The 16,496-nt window shown below is 71.2% G+C and carries 15 protein-coding genes; 8 read left to right on the top strand and 7 right to left on the bottom strand.

Features of this window, described 5'->3' with window-relative positions; all coding sequences use genetic code 11:
• The first annotated feature begins 13 nt into the window (after positions 1-13).
• The 5 genes from ACSC1Q_RS22210 to ACSC1Q_RS22230 all read left to right on the top strand — a co-directional run bounded on the left by ACSC1Q_RS22210 (position 14) and on the right by ACSC1Q_RS22230 (position 5,893).
• Positions 14-862 carry a fumarylacetoacetate hydrolase family protein gene (locus tag ACSC1Q_RS22210; protein ID WP_436760625.1) on the top strand — a complete coding sequence of 283 codons (849 nt, stop codon included), beginning with the start codon at positions 14-16 and terminating at the stop codon, positions 860-862.
• Entirely contained in the window at positions 859-1,851 is a 993-nt protein-coding gene (locus ACSC1Q_RS22215) for an amidohydrolase family protein (protein ID WP_436760626.1), read from the top strand. Before ACSC1Q_RS22210 ends, ACSC1Q_RS22215 begins: the two co-directional genes overlap by 4 nt.
• On the top strand, positions 1,848-3,734 hold the full coding sequence (ilvD, locus tag ACSC1Q_RS22220) for a dihydroxy-acid dehydratase (RefSeq protein WP_436760627.1): 1,887 nt from the start codon (positions 1,848-1,850) through the stop codon (positions 3,732-3,734). The genes ACSC1Q_RS22215 and ilvD overlap by 4 nt, the downstream gene beginning before the upstream one ends.
• A 40-nt stretch (positions 3,735-3,774) precedes the next feature.
• Positions 3,775-4,020: a DUF2630 family protein gene (locus tag ACSC1Q_RS22225; RefSeq protein WP_436760628.1), complete on the top strand. Its 246-nt coding sequence runs from the start codon at positions 3,775-3,777 to the stop codon at positions 4,018-4,020.
• 457 nt (positions 4,021-4,477) lie between these two features.
• The gene (locus ACSC1Q_RS22230) at positions 4,478-5,893 is read left to right on the top strand and encodes a pyridoxal phosphate-dependent decarboxylase family protein (RefSeq protein ID WP_436760629.1); all 1,416 of its coding nucleotides are present in this window, start codon (positions 4,478-4,480) and stop codon (positions 5,891-5,893) included.
• Between the two features lie 111 nt (positions 5,894-6,004).
• On the opposite strand, the gene ACSC1Q_RS22235 is transcribed toward ACSC1Q_RS22230, so the two are convergent.
• The 7 genes from ACSC1Q_RS22235 to urtA form a co-directional block, all read right to left on the bottom strand.
• Positions 6,005-7,162, bottom strand: a complete 1,158-nt coding sequence (locus ACSC1Q_RS22235) for a hypothetical protein (RefSeq protein WP_436760630.1) — start codon at positions 7,160-7,162, stop codon at positions 6,005-6,007.
• Positions 7,159-8,766 carry a transporter substrate-binding domain-containing protein gene (locus ACSC1Q_RS22240; protein WP_436760631.1) on the bottom strand — a complete coding sequence of 536 codons (1,608 nt, stop codon included), beginning with the start codon at positions 8,764-8,766 and terminating at the stop codon, positions 7,159-7,161. Before ACSC1Q_RS22240 ends, ACSC1Q_RS22235 begins: the two co-directional genes overlap by 4 nt.
• Positions 8,767-8,967: 201 nt before the next feature.
• Positions 8,968-9,657, bottom strand: a complete 690-nt coding sequence (gene urtE, locus ACSC1Q_RS22245; protein ID WP_436760632.1) for an urea ABC transporter ATP-binding subunit UrtE — start codon at positions 9,655-9,657, stop codon at positions 8,968-8,970.
• Positions 9,635-10,393 (bottom strand): urea ABC transporter ATP-binding protein UrtD, encoded by a 759-nt coding sequence (gene urtD / locus ACSC1Q_RS22250; RefSeq protein WP_436760633.1) that lies wholly within the window; start codon positions 10,391-10,393, stop codon positions 9,635-9,637. The genes urtE and urtD overlap by 23 nt, the downstream gene beginning before the upstream one ends.
• A complete protein-coding gene (gene urtC / locus ACSC1Q_RS22255; RefSeq protein WP_436760634.1) occupies positions 10,390-11,496 on the bottom strand; it encodes an urea ABC transporter permease subunit UrtC in 1,107 nt (368 codons plus the stop codon). The genes urtD and urtC overlap by 4 nt, the downstream gene beginning before the upstream one ends.
• Positions 11,493-12,359 carry an urea ABC transporter permease subunit UrtB gene (gene urtB, locus ACSC1Q_RS22260; RefSeq protein ID WP_436760635.1) on the bottom strand — a complete coding sequence of 289 codons (867 nt, stop codon included), beginning with the start codon at positions 12,357-12,359 and terminating at the stop codon, positions 11,493-11,495. Before urtB ends, urtC begins: the two co-directional genes overlap by 4 nt.
• 118 nt (positions 12,360-12,477) lie before the next feature.
• On the bottom strand, positions 12,478-13,713 hold the full coding sequence (gene urtA / locus ACSC1Q_RS22265; protein WP_436760636.1) for an urea ABC transporter substrate-binding protein: 1,236 nt from the start codon (positions 13,711-13,713) through the stop codon (positions 12,478-12,480).
• 331 nt (positions 13,714-14,044) lie between these two features.
• Here urtA and ACSC1Q_RS22270 point away from each other — a divergent pair, with 331 nt between their 5' ends.
• The 3 genes from ACSC1Q_RS22270 to ACSC1Q_RS22280 all read left to right on the top strand — a co-directional run bounded on the left by ACSC1Q_RS22270 (position 14,045) and on the right by ACSC1Q_RS22280 (position 16,457).
• Positions 14,045-14,347, top strand: a complete 303-nt coding sequence (locus ACSC1Q_RS22270; protein ID WP_329092030.1) for an urease subunit gamma — start codon at positions 14,045-14,047, stop codon at positions 14,345-14,347.
• A 78-nt stretch (positions 14,348-14,425) separates the two neighbouring features.
• A complete protein-coding gene (locus tag ACSC1Q_RS22275) occupies positions 14,426-14,752 on the top strand; it encodes an urease subunit beta (protein WP_350974601.1) in 327 nt (108 codons plus the stop codon).
• Positions 14,742-16,457: an urease subunit alpha gene (locus tag ACSC1Q_RS22280; RefSeq protein ID WP_436760637.1), complete on the top strand. Its 1,716-nt coding sequence runs from the start codon at positions 14,742-14,744 to the stop codon at positions 16,455-16,457. Before ACSC1Q_RS22275 ends, ACSC1Q_RS22280 begins: the two co-directional genes overlap by 11 nt.
• The last annotated feature ends 39 nt before the right edge of the window (positions 16,458-16,496 follow it).

The following is a 16,496-nucleotide window of genomic DNA, read 5'->3' on the forward strand; positions in this document are numbered from 1 at the left end:
TTAGGAGAATCACGTGCGTATCGCCCGCATCCAACGCGCCGACGGTGCCGTGTTCGCCGCGCGGATCGACGGCGACCTGGCCGTGCCCGTGGCGGCCGAGGCGCCCCGGTTCATGGCCGACGCGGTGCGCGACCTCATCGCCGACGGCGCCGACCCGGCCGTCCTGGCCCCGGTCGCCGACCCGCTGCCCCTGCCGGAGGTCACGCTGCTCAGCCCGGTCGCGGCCCCGCAGAAGATCGTCTGTATCGGCCTCAACTACGCCGACCACATCCGCGAGACCGGTCTCGACACCCCCGAGCGCGTGCTCTCCTTCGTGAAGACCGCGCACACCCTGGCGGGGCCGTACGAGGACGTGGTGGTCCCCGAGGGGGCGACCGCGCAGCTCGACTGGGAGGCCGAGCTGGCCGTGGTGATCGGCACGGTCGCGCGGGACGTCGGCCCCGCCGAGGCCATGGCCCACGTCTTCGGATACACCGTCGTCAACGACGTGTCGGCCCGCGACGCGCAGTTCGCCGACGGCCAGTGGTTCCGGGGCAAGAACTTCGACGGCTTCTGCCCGATCGGGCCGTGGATCGTCACCCCGGGCGAGATCGCCGACCCGCACGCGCTCGCGATCTCCGCGCGGGTCAACGGCGAGACCGTGCAGGACAGCTCGACCAAAGAGATGATCTTCAAGATCCCCGAGATCATCTCCTACCTGTCGCGCTACATGACGCTCCACCCGGGCGACGTCATCGCCACCGGCACCCCGTACGGCGTGGGCATGGGCCGCACCCCGCGACTGTGGCTCGGAGACGGCGACGTGGTCGAGGTCGAGGTCGAGGGCCTCGGCACGCTGCGCAACACGGTGAGGTTCGCGTGAGCGAGGTGCGCGGCAGCCGGTGGGGCCTTCCGGCGATCGACTTCCACTGCCACTTCCCCGGGGAGGAGCCCGTCCAGGACCGCCTCGACGCCGCGTACGAGCACGCCTGCGGCCCGGCCAAGCTCTCGCTCCTGCGGAAGAACGCCGCCGGTTACCACGAGCGGGTCCGCCGCGCCCGCACCCTCCCTCCCCCCGGCCCCGAGACCCGCACCGTCGAGGAGGTCGCCGCCGCCTGGCGGGCGGAGGCCGACGCGGCGGGCCTGGAACGGGTGGTGTTCATGAGCGGCGGGGGCAACGACCGCCTGGCCGGGGTCGTCGCCGCCCATCCCGGCCGCTTCCTCGGCTTCGCCAACCACCAGCCCTGCTCGCCCGGCGCCGCCGACGAGCTGCGCCGCGCGGCGACGGAGCTGGGGCTGTCGGGCTACAAGGTCATCGCGCCGTGGGTGACCGTCCCGCTCGCCGACCGGTCGCTCTGGCCGGTGTGGGAGGTCTGCGAGGAGTACAGCCTGCCCGTGGTGACGCACTTCGGGCCGGTCAACGGCGGCGGCGGGATGGGGTACGCCCCCAACATGGATCCGGCCGCGCTGCACGACGTGGCCAAGGCCTTCCCCTCGGTCGGCTTCGTGGTCGCCCACTTCGGCTGCGGCTACCCGGGGGAGCTGCTCCGCCTGGGCTGGGCCAACGCCAACGTGCACGTCGACACGTCCGGCAACCAGGAGTGGACCCGCTGGATGCCGTACGAGCTGACGGTCAAGGACCTGTTCCGGCGCTTCCACGAGACGTTCGGCCCCGAGCGGATCGTCTTCGGCACCGACTCGTGCGACTTCCCGTGGGGATACATCACGCAGTACGCCGACGAGCAGGTACGCGTGATGGACGAGCTGAACCTCTCGCCCGGCGACCGGCGGCTGATCATGGCGGGCAACGCCGCCCGGCTCCTCGGCCTCGACCTGCCAGGCGTGGCCACCGGCAGAAAGGACGCGGCATGAACACCGGCACAGGCAGTGGCATGAGCGGCGGTACGGGCAGTGGCACAGGGAGCGGCGCAGGCGGCGGCACGCACACCGCCGCGAACGCGGACGGGGACATCCCCGCGAACACCACCACGAGCATCGCCGCGAACACGGACGCGAACACGGACGGGGACACCCTGACAACCACCGGCACGGACATCCCCGCGAACACCGGCACGGGCGCGGGCACCGGCACCGGCGCGGGCACCGGCATCGGCATCGCCGACGACCCCGATCGGGCGCCCGCGCGCTCCCACCTGTACGCCATGGGCCTGTCCGACGAGGAGATGCGCCGCCCGGTCGTGGGCATCGCCTCCACCTGGACCGGCACCATGCCGTGCAACCTCACCCACCGCGAGCTGGCCGCGCACGTCGCCGAGGGGGTGCGGCGGGCCGGGGGCACCCCGATGGAGTTCAACACGATCGCGGTCTCCGACAACCTCACCATGGGCACGCCGGGCATGCGGGCCTCGCTGGTGAGCCGGGAGGTGATCGCCGACTCGATCGAGCTGATGGGACGCGCCCACGGGTTCGACGCGCTGGTCTGCGTCGTGGGCTGCGACAAGACGGTACCCGCGGCGATCATGGCGATCGCCCGGCTGGACGTGCCGTCCGTGGTCCTCTACAGCGGCAGCATGATGCCCGGCCGCTGGCGCGACCGGGACGTCACCATCCAGGACATGTGGGAGGCGCTCGGCGAGCGGGCGGTGGGCCGCATGTCCGCCGAGGACGTCGACGACCTCGCGCGGCACGCGTGCCCCGGCCCCGGCACCTGCGCCGCCCAGTACACGGCGAACACCATGGCGGGCATCGCCGACTTCCTCGGCCTGGCGCCGTTCGGCGTCGGCGACATCCCCGCCGTCGCCGAGGAGAAGAACGAGGCGGCCAGGCGCGCCGGGGAGATCGCCATGGACGCGCTGGCCCGCGACGCCCGGCCGTCCACGGTGCTGTCGGAGGGCGCGCTGCACAACGCGCTCGTGGCGGTCGCCGCGATGGGCGGCTCGACGAACGCGGTGCTGCACCTGCTCGCGATCGCCCGCGAGGCGGGGCTGCCGCTGCGGATCGACGACATCGGGGAGGTCTGCCGCCGGGTGCCGATCGTGGCCGGTCTCAAGCCCAGCGGCCGGCACACCGCCGCCGACCTGTGGCGCGCGGGCGGCACCGCGCTGGTGGCGCGGCGGCTGCGCGAGGCCGGGCTGCTGCGCGAGGACGTCACCCTGGTCGACGGCCGCACCCTGGCCCAGGTCGCGGAGGACGCCGTCGAGACGCCGGGCCAGCGGGTGGTCGCCACCGTGGCCGAGCCGGTCAAGGGCCCGGGAGCGCTGGCGATCCTGCGCGGCTCGCTCGCCCCCGAGGGCTGCGTCCTCAAGCTCGGCGGCCGGCCCGACTTCCGCCGGGAGGGCCCGGCCCGGGTGTTCGACTCCGAGGAGGAGTGCTTCGCCGCGATCCAGCGGGGCGTGATCGTCCCCGGCGACGTGGTGATCGTCCGCTACGAGGGACCGGCGGGCGGTCCCGGGATGCGGGAGATGCTCTCGATCACCGGGGCGCTCGTCGGGCAGGGCCTGGGCGACTCGGTCGCCCTGGTCACCGACGGCCGTTTCAGCGGCGTCTCCCACGGCCTGGTCATCGGGCACGTCGCCCCGGAGGCGCACCACGGCGGGCCGATCGCCCTGGTCCGCGACGGGGACACCGTCGTCGTCGACTCCGCCGCGAACCGGCTCGACCTGGAGGTCGACGACGAGGAGCTGGCCCGCAGGCGGGCCGCCTGGCGCCGCCCGGACCGGGTCGTGGAGCGCGGGGTGCTGGCCAAGTACGCCGCCGTCGTCGGGTCGGCCTCCGACGGTGCGGTGACCTGCTGATCGGATACAGTCCAGAAGAACTCTGACAGGGGGAACGGACATGAGGGACGGCGACATCCTCGCCCACATCACCGAGCTGATCACCGAGGAGCGGGAGCTCCGGGCGAAGCTGGGCTCGCACTCGATCTCCTCCCACGAGGAGAACAACCGGATCAAGCACCTGGAGGAGGCTCTCGACCAGGCGTGGGACCTGCTCAGGCAGCGCCGGGCGCGCCGCGAGTTCGGTGAGGACCCCGACTCGGCGGCTCCCCGTCCGATCGACGAGGTCGAGGACTACCGCCAGTGACCTCCCGTCCCTGAAGACCCTTCCGGGAGGTCGTCACACGTCCCGGAGGAGCCTTCCGTGAGGTCGTCGGCCCCTCGGAGCTGACCGCGCCGCTCCCGGTCGGCCCCCTCGGAGTTGAACGTGCCGCTCCCGGTCGGCCCCGCACCGTTCCCGCGCACTCCCACACGCCCCCGCCGTCCTCCCGCACGCTCCGACCGCCCCTCCGGGCTGACCACGCCACTCCCGGTCGGCCCCGCACCGTTCTCGCACACCCGGCCGCCCTGCGGACTCCCGGCCGCCCCGGCCGCCCCGAACCATTGGCCCGTCGCGCCCACCCCTGTCCCCCCTCGCCCCCTGCCAGCCCGTCGCCCTGACGTCGGATCGGGTGCGCGGCCGTACCGGAAGAGGTGGCCCGGGGGCGGGACACGGGGTGGCGAGTCGCGGGCGAACGTGCTCATCCTTGGGTATGAGTGATCCTTTGCATGAGCGTGACCAGACCGCGGCCGCGCTGGAAGAGGTGGCCAGGGCCGCCGGCCCCTATCTCGACTCGCTCGGCGACCGTCCCGTCCATGACCACGGGGCCGACGGGCTCATCGACCTTCTCGACCATCCGCTCCCCGAACGGGGCGAGGGCACCCTCGACACCGTACGGCGGCTGCTGCGCGCCGGCACCGGCGCGGCGACGCACTCCTCGGGGCCGCGGTTCTTCCACTTCGTCGTCGGCGGCTCGACCCCGGCGGCCCAGGCCGGCGACTGGGTGACCTCGCTGCTCGACCAGGCGGGCGGCCTCTGGCTGACCTCGCCGTTCGCCACCCGGGCGGAGACCGTCGCGCTGCGCTGGCTGAAGGACCTGTTCGGGCTGCCGGAGTCCTACGGCGGGGTGCTGACCCCGAGCGCCACGTTCGCCAACCTCACCGGCCTGGCGTGCGCCCGGCAGTGGTGGGGCGAGCGGCACGGGGCCGACGTGGGTGCGGACGGGCTCGCGGGGCTGCCGCCGATGCCCGTGCTGGCCGGGGGCTACCTCCACCCGAGCAGCCGCAAGGCGCTGCAAATACTCGGCTGCGGCCGCGACAGCGCGCGGATCCTCGCCGCGGACGAGACCGGACGGGTCGATCTGGCGGCCATGGACCGGGCGCTCGACGAGATCGACGGCCCCGCGGTGATCATCGGGAACGCGGGAGAGGTGAACACCGGCGACTTCGACCCGATCGGCGAGCTGGCCGACCTCGCCGAGCGGCACGGTGCCTGGCTGCACGTGGACGGGGCCTTCGGGCTGTTCGCGGCGGCCTCTCCGCGACTGTCGCACCTGGTCGAGGGGGTGGAGCGGGCGCACTCGGTGACCTCCGACGGGCACAAGTGGCTGAACGTGCCCTACGAGAGCGGGTTCGCGTTCGTCCGCGAGCCGGAGCTCATGGTCAGGTCGTTCGGCGCGTGGGGCGCCGCGTACCTGCCGCCCGGCGACGACCCGCACGTCAACTACAACGTCCTGGGCCCCGAGTCCTCCCGGCGGGCGCGGGCGCTGCCCGTCTGGGCGACCCTGCGGGCGTACGGCAGGCGGGGGTACCGGGAGATGGTCGAGCGTCACCACGACCTGGCCCTGCGGCTCGGCGCGATCGTCGAGGAGGCCGCCGACCTGGAGCTCCTGGCTCCGGTACGGCTGTGCGTGGTCTGCTTCCGCTACCGGCCCCCCGGCGTTCCCCCGGAGGAGCTGGACGCGCTGAACGCGTGGCTCGGCGCGGAACTGCTCGCCGACGGCCGCGTCTACGCCGGGACCACGACCTACCGGGGGATGACCGCGCTGCGACCGGCCATCCTGAACTGGCGTACCACCGAGGCCGACGTCGACCTGCTGGCCTCGGTCGTACGGGAGATCATCGACCGCCGCGCGTCCTGAACGGTCCACCGCGACTCACCGTGCCCTACCCGCCCCTCCGCACGGGAGGGACCGCCGCACGTCCTGACCGACCCGCCGCGACCCACCGGCCCCCACGAGGCGGGGCCGGTGTCAGCGCGGGCCCTCGACCGCGCTCGGGGACTCGGCCGCACTCGGAGACCCGGCCGGGCTCGGAACCACGGCGGGCCCCGGAGACCCGGAAGAACTCGGGGACGGATCCGGGGACGGGCCGGGGGACGAGGCCGGGCCGGTCTCCTCGGCCGGGCGGCCCTCGCAGCGCGAGTCGGCCGGAGTCCGCTGCGAGACCGGGGCGAGCCAGGAGATCACGCTGTGCTCGACGTACCAGCCGTGCAGGTTCACCCACGTCCTGGGCACCTCACCTGGGTCGGGGCAGAGCACCTTCGACTGCAGCCGGTCGTTCCGGATGAACTCCACGACACCGTCACGCTTGAGGACGGTGGTCATCTGGTCGTCGCTGGCGACCATGTAGCCCACGACCACCTCCGCGGGCCTCTCCTCGGTCGGCTTCTCCAGGGTGATCTGCATGGCCACCAGCGGCAGGATCGGCGCCCTCATCACCACCACGCCGACCAGGAACGGCGTGAACACCGCCATCCCTATCGCGATGCCGTGGGTCAGCACCCTGGCCGGCGCCTCGGGCACCGGGCCGGTCAGCAGCGCCGCGAACACCGGGGGAAGCGTCAGGAGGATCGCGGTCGCCACGTCCCGCGCGGCGAACGCGGAGACGACGGCCGGCCACAGCAGGACGTACGACAGCACGGCGGCGATCACCGGCAGCGCGTAGCAGAACGTGGTCCGCAGCTCCTCGTGGTCGGGGAACCGTTCGCGCACGGTGAGCCCGAGCAGGGCCAGTGACAGCATCGCCAGCGTCGGCAGGAAGCGCAGCTGCCAGGTGCACACGCCCATCGCGACGGCGAGGACCACCACCCAGCCGGGCAGCCGCTGGGCGCTGTGCACCAGCCACGAGGAGCGGCCCGTGCTGATCCAGTAAAGGGTGCCGAGGAGCCTGCCGCCGACCACGACGACGGGCAGCACCCACACCGTGGTCAGCAGGACCGCGCTCAGCAGGCCCAGCGGGCTGATGGTCTGCACGAGCAGGAGCAGCGTCTGGGTGTCCTGCTTGCTGGCGTACCACAGCCGCATCACCAGCAGGACGATCGGGAACACCGGCAGCAGCGTGAGGAACCACTCCTGGTTCCTCGGCGCGTCCCTCACCCGCGCGGTGGGCTTCAGGGGGTTGGGCTTCAAGGGGCGGAGGGGCAATCCTGCACGGGGAGGGTCCGCTCCCAAGGCCAGCGGCGCACGTCAGGGGGGAGCGCGCACGGCTGCCGCGCCTGCGCCACGTCCACCCCCGGGTTGGCCGCCAGCAACGGCCTGATGTGCTTCTCGTACGCCTCCTCCCACCGCTTGTTGTCCGGATCGGCGTAGGAGCGGTAGAGGGCGAGGTCGACCAGGGTGCGGAGCGCGCCGTTGGAACCCGCGTTGACCGCCCACATCTCCGTCTTCTCCAGCGCGATGTCGTGGTGGCGCAGCTTCCTCTCCGGCTCCGCGACGAACCCGGCCAGCAGGGCCGCGTCGGTGGTCACCGCGTCGGCCGCCCTGTTGGCCGCGAGGCCGTCCGCGAGACGGTCGACGCACTTGCTGATCAGGAGCTCGGCGATGGGATCGGTCTTGATCGCCTTCTTCAGCTCGGCCAGGGAGGTCGAGGTGCCGAGCGAGCAGACCCTCTTGCCTTCGAGCTGCCCCAGGGAGGCGACGTTGTCGTCGGGGTAGTCGGACCTGGTCACCACCGACTGCTCGGTGTAGAGGTAGGGCGTGGAGAAGCCGACGGAGGGATCGGCCCTGCGCTCGGGCGTCACGCTGAAGGTCGCCACCACGAGGTCGACCTTGACGAACGCGCCGTCCGTGTCGCGGGCCTGCATGCGCGCCCTGTCCTCGGTCTCGATGGAGAGGAAGTCGACCTGGTCGGGCCGGAAGCCCAGATCTCCCGCGATCATGTAGGCGATGTCGATGTCGAAACCGGCGAAACCGGTCTCCCCCGGCTTTCGCAGGGCGATGCCCGGGGTGTCCTCCTTCACGCCGATGAGGAGCCTGTCCTTGTTGAGGAGCCCCGCCTTCTCCCGCAGCTCGGCCTCGGTGGGAGGCCCGCTCACCCACGCGATGGACACCCCGACCACGACCGCGGCGAGGACCAGCGCGATCCAGGCGGCGAGCCGGAAGCGGCGGAACCTGCGGCGGCGGGGCGGTCCTGACGGTCCTGGCGGGCCGGGCGGCGCGATCGGCGGCCCGTAGTGGGCGCCCTCGACGTCCGCGCCCTCGGACCGCGGATCGCGGTAGTACCGGTCGTCGTCCCGCCGGTCACGGTCGTACCGGTCATCGGACCGCCGGGCGGGCTCGTACCGGTCGTCGTCCCAGCGGTCACGCTCGTACGTCTCGCGGGACGGCCTCCCACGCCCGCGCCGGTCGTCGTCCCGGAGGTCGTCGTCCCGGAGGTCGCGCTCGTACCGGTCGCGCTCGTACCGGTCGTCGGACCGCCGGTAGGGCGCGTCGTCCGGCCGGCGGTCGGGCTCGGCGGCGGTCTCCCCGCCGGTCCGCCGGCCGGGAGCGTCACCGGCCGCACGGCCGGGCCGTACCTCGCGATCGTCACCGGCCGGGCCGCGAGAGGAGCCGACCGCCCCGCGAGAGGAGCGGGTCTCCCCGCGGGCGGGTCCGGTCTCACCGCGGGAAGACCGGACCCGCCTCCCGGGAGCCTCGGAAAACCCAGAAGCCTCGGAAAACCCGGAGGACTCAGAAGACTCGGAGGACTCAGAAGCCTTGGAGGGTTCAGAAGCCTTTGAAGCCTCGGAAGACACGAAAGGTTCGGGAGACTCGGGAGAGGAGGAGGCCCCCTCCGATCGCTTTTCCCCGTCCGCAGGTTCTTTCGCCATGACACCCCCGGACTCCGCTTTTCTGGGCAGGCTATGTCGTCATCACCCACGGCGGGAGCCTCTTCATCAAGAAGTGATCAAACACGACCTTCTTAATGCGGAAAGTCCGATTCAGAGCTTTAGGGGTCAGACGGCGAGAAGACGGTGGATTCCCTCCCCGCGCAGTTCCTCGGCCGCCCCCGAGTGGACGACGTGCCCGGCGTCGAGAATGAGGAAGCGGTCGGCGAGCCGGAGCGCCAGGTCCAGATACTGCTCGACCAGCAGGAGCGACAGGCCCGTGGCGTGCAGCCGCTCGATCGCCTCCTCGATCTCGATGATGATCGACGGCTGGATGCCCTCGGTGGGCTCGTCGAGGATGAGCAGCTTGGGACGGGTGACGAGCGCGCGGGCGATGGCGAGCTGCTGTTGCTGCCCGCCGGACAGGAACCCGGCGCGCCGCTTGAGCAGCGGCTTCAGCCTCGGGAAGGTCTCCAGGGCCTCCTCCAGCGCCTCCTGCGGCCCCTTGGACGCCTCCAGCGTCACCTGCAGGTTGCCGAGCACGCTGAGCTGCGGGAACGTCTCGTGCCCCTGGGGGACGTACGCCATGCCGAGCTTGACCCGCTCGTGAGGAGGCAGGCGCGTCACGTCGCGCCCCTCGAAGGTGACCGACCCCGCGGTGGCGGGAAGCACGCCCATCACGGTGTTGAGCAGGGTGGTCTTGCCCACCCCGTTGCGGCCCATCACGCACATCAGCTGCCCGGGCTCCACCTCCAGGGAGACCCCGAACAGCACCCGGGCCCTGCCGTACCCGGCGTCAAGTTCCTGTACCGACAGCATCGCTGCGCTTCCTTCCGAGATAGACCTCCTGCACGCGCGGGTCGTCACGGACCTGGTCGACCGATCCCTCGATCAGCACCTTGCCCTCGTGCAGGACGGTGACCTGCGAGGCGTACCTGCGCAGGAACTCCATGTCATGTTCGATCACGATCACCGTATGGTCGTTCGCCACGGACGTCAGCAGCTCGCCGGTGCGCTCCCGCTCGTCCTTGGACATACCGGCCACCGGCTCGTCCAGCAGGAGCAGCTTGGGGCTCTGGGTGAGCAGCATACCGATCTCCAGCCACTGCCGCTGGCCGTGGGAGAGCACCCCCGCGGGCCGGTCGGCCAGTTCCTTCAGGCCGGTGGTCTCCAGGGCCTCGGCGACGGCGTCGGAGATGCCGCGCCTGCGCCGGGCGAGCGACCAGAGCGGGCGGCGGAAGGAGGCCGCCAGGTCGAGGTTCTCCAGGACGCTGAGCTCCTCGAAGACCACCGACGTCTGGAAGGTCCGCCCGACGCCGAGCCGGACGATCTTGTGTTCGCGCCGGCCGACCAGGCTGCGGCCGTCGAAGACGACCTCGCCGGTGGTCGGCCGGGTGAGGCCGGTGATGACGTCGATGAGCGTGGTCTTCCCGGCCCCGTTGGGACCGATCAGGAAGCGCAGCTCCCCCTTCTCGACCGTCAGGTCGATGCCGTCGATGGCGCGGAAGCCGTCGAAGACCACCGACAGCCCGCGTACCTCGATCATCGGGCTCATCCGACCTCCTCCATCACTCTCGTGCCGGGAGCCTCCGCGGGCGGTGGTTCGGGGTCCGTACGGCGCCTCGACCTGCGCGCCCAGGCGTCGCGCGCCGACGCCGCCACGCCGAGGATCCCCTTGGGGGCCAGGGTCATGACGAGGATGAACAGCGCGCCCTGCAGGTAGAGCCAGCCGTCGGCGAACTGCTCGCTGAACGACGTCTTGGCGTACCCCATGACGACCGCGCCGAGGATCGCCCCGGCCAGCGCGAACCTGCCGCCCACCGCGACCGCGACGACGAGTTCGAGGGAGGGCACCACGCCCAGCAGCGCGGGCGAGATGATGCCGACCACGGGCACGAACATCGCCCCCGCGAGCCCGGCCATGCCCGCCGACAGCGCGAAGGTGACGGTCTTGACCCTGGCCGGGTCGTAGCCGAGGAACCTGACGCGGTCCTCGCCGTCCCTGATGGCGACGAGCAGCCGCCCGAAGCGGCTGTTGACCAGCTGGCGGGCACCGAGGTAGAGCAGCCCGGTGACGATCGCGACCGTGAAGTAGAGCCCGCGCTGGGTCGAGTCGGCCGCCAGGTCCTGGCCGAACAGGTCGTAGAAGTTGGTGAGGCCGTTGGTGCCGCCGGTCAGGCCCTGCTGGCCGACGAGCAGGATGACGAACGCGGCGGCGAGCGCCTGGGTGAGGATCGCGAAGTACGCGCCGCGCACCCGCTGCCTGAACACCAGCAGGCCCAGCACCGTCGCGATCAGCATCGGCCCGGCGACGACCATGACCAGCGCGAACACCGGGTTGGCGAACGGTTTCCACAGGGCGGGCAGCTGCTCGACCCCGCTCCACACCATGAAGTCGGGCAGGTCGCCCTGGGCGTCCACCAGTTTCAGGTGCATGGCCATGGCGTAGCCGCCGAGCCCGAAGAACACGCCCTGGCCCAGGACGAGCATGCCGCCCTGCCCCCAGGCCAGGCCGATGCCGAGGGCGACGATCGCGAAACAGAGGTACTTGGCCAGCAGGCCGAGGCGGAAGGGCTCCAGCAGGAGCGGTGCGACCACCAGGGCCAGCACCGCCACCACCGCGAAGACTCCCGGCCCCCTGAGGCGTACGAGGTTCATGTCAGTGCCCTCGATCGGAGTACGAACAGGCCCTGCGGCCGGAACTGGAGGAAGGCGATGATCGCGGCGAACACGATGACCTTCGCCAGGCTGGCGTCGCTCCAGAACTCGGCGTACGAGTTGAGCAGGCCGAGTCCCGCGGCGGCGATGACGGCGCCGCGCAGCTGGCCGAGCCCTCCGGCGACGACCACCAGGAAGGCGTCGACGATGTAGTAGGTGCCGAGGGCGGGTCCGACGGGGCCGATGAGGGTGAGGGCGACCCCGGCGACCCCGGCCAGGCCGGAGCCGATGAAGAAGGTGCGCTGGTCCACGTGGGCGGTGTTGATGCCGCTCACCGCGGCCAGCTGCCGGTTCTGCATCACCGCCTGCATCCGGCGCCCCTGGCCGGTGCGGTTCATGTACGCCCAGATGCCGACGACGGTCGCGACGGCGAGGGCGAAGATGAACAGCCGGTTGTACGGCAGGGAGGCGATGCCGCCCTGCAGCCAGGTGGGCGCCTGGACCTGCACGTTGGGTGCCCCGAACAGGTCGCGGGCGAGCTGCTGCAGCACGAGGCTGACGCCCCAGGTGAGCAGCAGGGTGTCGAGCGGGCGGCCGTAGAAGTGCCGGATCGCGGTCCGTTCCAGGATGAGTCCCATCAGCCCGGCGACCAGGAAGGCGACGGGCAGGGCGACGATCACGGCCATCCGGCCGGTGAGGTCCTGGAGCAGGTAGGCGGTGTACGCGCCCGCCATGATGAACTCGCCGTGGGCCATGTTGATCACGCCCATCTGGCCGAACGTGAACGTCAGGCCGAGGGCGATGAGAAGCAGTACGGCGCCGATGGACAGGCCGATCGGGAGCTGGTTGAGAAACGCCTCCACCGAAGGTCCCCTTCCTACGAGTGTTTGGCTCCGGAGCGGGCCGTGCCGCATTGTGGGTGCGTCACGGTGCTGCCCGTGATCGGGTCACGGCCCGGTCCGGAGCCGGTCTGAGAGGGGATCAGCCGTTGGCCAGGCCGCTCGCCCAGGGGTAGCCCTTGAGGTAGGGGTCGGGCTTGATCGGCTCGCCGGAGTTCCAGACCTCCTTGATGAGGCCGTCCGGCTGGATCACGCCGATCCTGGCCGTCTTGTACATGTGCTGGTTCTCGCCGTCGATGGTGACCAGGCCCTCGGGACGCTCCAGGGCGATGCCCCCGGCGGCCTTCTTCACGGCCTCGACCTCGACGGACCCGGCCTTCTTGACGGCCTCGGCCCAGAGGTAGACGGCGTTGTACCCGGCCTCCATCGGGTCGGAGGTCACCTTGTCGGCGCCGTACTTGGCCTTGAACGCGGCGACGAACTTCTCGTTGGCCGGGTTCTCGGTGGTCTGGTAGTAGTTCCAGGCGACGGGGTGTCCGGCGATGTTGTCGACGCCGATGCCCTTGACCTCCTCCTCGGCGACGCTCACCGACAGGACGGGCATCTGCTCGGCGGTGACCCCGGCGCTGTTGAGCTGCTTGAAGAAGGCGACGTTGCTGTCACCGTTGAGGGTGTTGAAGACGGCGTCCGGCTTGGCCTGGACGACCTTGTTGGTCAGCGTGCTGTACTCGGTGTGGCCGAGCGGGGTGTACTCCTCGCCGAGGATCTCCATCCCGTTCGCCGCCGCGTACGCCTTGATGATCTTGTTGGCGGTACGCGGGAAGACGTAGTCGCTGCCGACCAGGAAGATCTTCTTCTTGCCCTGTTCCTTGAGGTAGTCGAGGCCGGGGATGATCTGCTGGTTGGTGGTCGCGCCGGTGTAGAAGATGTACGGCGAGCTCTCCAGGCCCTCGTACTGGACCGGGTACCACAGCAGGGCCTTGCTCCGCTCGAACACCGGCAGCATCGCCTTGCGGCTGGCGGAGGTCCACCCGCCGAAGGTGGTGGCGACCTTGTCCTGGCGGATGAGCTTGGTGGCCTTCTCCGCGAAGGTGGGCCAGTCGGACGCGCCGTCCTCCACCACGGGGATCAGCTTCTTGCCGAGCACGCCTCCGGCGGCGTTGATCTCCTCGATGGCGAGCAGCTCCGAGTCCCTGACGGTCACCTCGCTGATGGCCATCGTGCCGCTGAGCGAGTGCAGGATGCCGACCTTGATGCCGTCCTCACCGCCGCCGGCGGAGGCCGCGTCCGTGCCCGAGGGGGCTTCGCCTCCGCAGGCCGCCAGCGCCGTGGCCAGCGCCGCGACGACGAACCCGGAGCGCCACACTGTGTTCCTCAATGACTTTCCTCCTTGCCGGTACGGCCCCCGCACCGATCTATCTGCCGTCAAGGTGACTGAGTGAGGTTTCCCTCCTAGTTCGCATTTGTTAATTGCGGCTTACCGGAGTCTCACCGCCGTGACAGGACGTGGCGGCGCGGACACCCCGCCGTTTTTTATCCCGAAAAATCGCCAAATTTCGTGATATCTACTTCGGAACGCGGCGGCGTACCCGCAGGAAAGAGCGCTCCGACGAGCACTTTTTCCCCGTTCGCACCACTCGCGGCACCTGGAAACCGGCACGACATCGACGTGCAACATCATGGAAACCGCTGGTTCCTATGGTCCGGGAATGCGGCTCACACCACACGAGCAGGAACGCCTGCTCATCCACGTCGCCGCCGGTGTCGCCCGCGACCGCAGGTCACGGGGCCTCCGGCTCAACCACCCCGAGGCCACCGCGATCATCGCGTCCTTCCTCATGGAGGGCGCCAGGGACGGGCGCACCGTCGCCGAGCTGATGGACGCGGGCCGCAAGGTGCTGTCCCGCGACGACGTCATGGACGGGGTGCCGGAGATGCTGTCGTCGGTCCAGATCGAGGCCACCTTCCCCGACGGCACCAAGCTCGTCACCGTCCATCACCCCATCCCGTGAGCCCCGGCCACCCCGCGCCCGCGGACGTTCCGCGACGCCCCGCCGCACCCCGTCGCACCCCAGGAACGGTGAACGCCGATGACACCCGGTGAGATCCTGTACGGCGACGCGCCCATCCCGCTCAACCCGGGCCGCGAGCGCGTCACCGTCCGCGTCGTCAACACCGCCGACCGCCCGATCCAGGTCGGCTCGCACTACCACTTCGCCGCGTGCAACCCCGGCCTGGAGTTCGACCGCCAGGCGGCCTGGGGCACCCGGCTCGACGTCCCGGCCGGCACGGCGGTGCGCTTCGAGCCCGGCGTGGAGCGCGACGTGACCCTCGTGCCGATCGGCGGGCTGCGGATCGTCCCCGGTCTCCGCCCGGAGTGGGCCGGACCTCTCGACGGGAGCCCCAGTGTTCATTGAACGATCCCGCTACGCCGCCCTCTACGGCCCCACCACCGGCGACCGGATCAGGCTCGCCGACACCGACCTGCTCGTCGAGGTCACCGAGGACCTGTCGATGGGCTCCTCGGGGGCGGGCGACGAGGCCGTCTTCGGCGGCGGCAAGGTCATCAGGGAGTCGATGGGCCAGGCCAGGACCACCAGAGCCGAGGGCTCGCCCGATCTGGTGATCACCGGCGCGGTGATCCTCGACCACTGGGGAGTGGTCAAGGCCGACATCGGGATCAGGGAAGGCCGCATCGTCGCGATCGGCAAGGCCGGGAACCCCGACACCATGGACGGCGTCCACCCCGACCTGGTCATCGGCCCCTCGACCGAGATCCTCGCGGGCAACGGGAAGATCCTGACCGCCGGGGCGATCGACTCCCACGTCCACCTGATCTGCCCGCAGATCCTGGACGAGGCCCTCGCCGCCGGGGTGACCACCATCGTGGGCGGCGGCACCGGGCCCGCCGAGGGCACCAAGGCCACCACCGTCACCGGCACCTGGTACCTCGCCCGGATGCTGGAGTCACTCGACTCCTACCCGATCAACGTCGCGCTCCTCGGCAAGGGCAACACGGTCAGCCGCGACGGCCTGCTCGAACAGCTCCGCGCCGGGGCCTCGGGATTCAAGCTGCACGAGGACTGGGGCACCACGCCCGCCGCCATCGACGCCTGCCTCTCGGTCGCCGACGCCACCGGCACCCAGGTCACGATCCACACCGACACCCTCAACGAGGCCGGGTTCGTGGAGTCGACGCTGGCGGCGATCGGTGACCGGATGATCCACGCGTACCACACCGAGGGAGCGGGCGGCGGTCACGCGCCGGACATCATCCGGGTCGCCTCCTACGGCAACATCCTGCCGTCCTCGACCAACCCGACCCGCCCGCACACCGTCAACACGCTCGACGAGCACCTCGACATGCTGATGGTCTGCCACCACCTCAACCCGTCCATCCCCGAGGACCTGGCGTTCGCCGAGTCCCGGATCCGGCCGTCCACGATGGCGGCCGAGGACATCCTGCACGACATGGGCGCGATCTCGATGATCGGCTCGGACTCCCAGGCGATGGGCCGGGTGGGCGAGACGATCATCCGCACCTGGCAGACCGCGCACGTGATGAAGCGCCGCCGGGGCGCGCTGCCCGGCGACGGCCCGGCCGACAACCTCCGGGCCCGGCGCTACGTCGCCAAGTACACGATCTGCCCGGCCGTCGCCCACGGCCTGGACGGCGAGGTCGGCTCGGTGGAGACCGGCAAGCTGGCCGACCTGGTCCTGTGGGACCCGGCCTTCTTCGGCATCAAGCCGGACCTGGTGGTCAAGGGTGGTGTCATCGCGTACGCCCAGATGGGTGACGCCAACGCCTCCATCCCGACCCCGCAGCCGGTGATGCCGCGCCCGATGTTCGGCGCCGCCCCGGTCACCGCCGCCGCCACGTCGGTGCACTTCGTCGCCCCCCTCGCGATCGAGGACGGCCTCGCCGACCGCCTCGCCGTACGCAGGCGCCTGATGCCGGTGGCCGACGTCCGGCGCAGGGGCAAGGAGAGCATGCCGCTCAACGACGCCATGCCCAGGATCGACGTCCACCCCGACACCTTCGCCGTCAGCGTCGACGGCGAGGTCATCGAACCCGCACCCGCCGAGACCCTGCCCATGACCCAGCGCTACTTCCTGTTCTGACCGGCTCCCGACCGACCGCCACGCCGTCTCGTCCGGCCG

The sequence above is a fragment of the Streptosporangium heterodermiicola genome, assembly GCF_051390675.1.
Lineage (GTDB): Bacteria > Actinomycetota > Actinomycetes > Streptosporangiales > Streptosporangiaceae > Streptosporangium.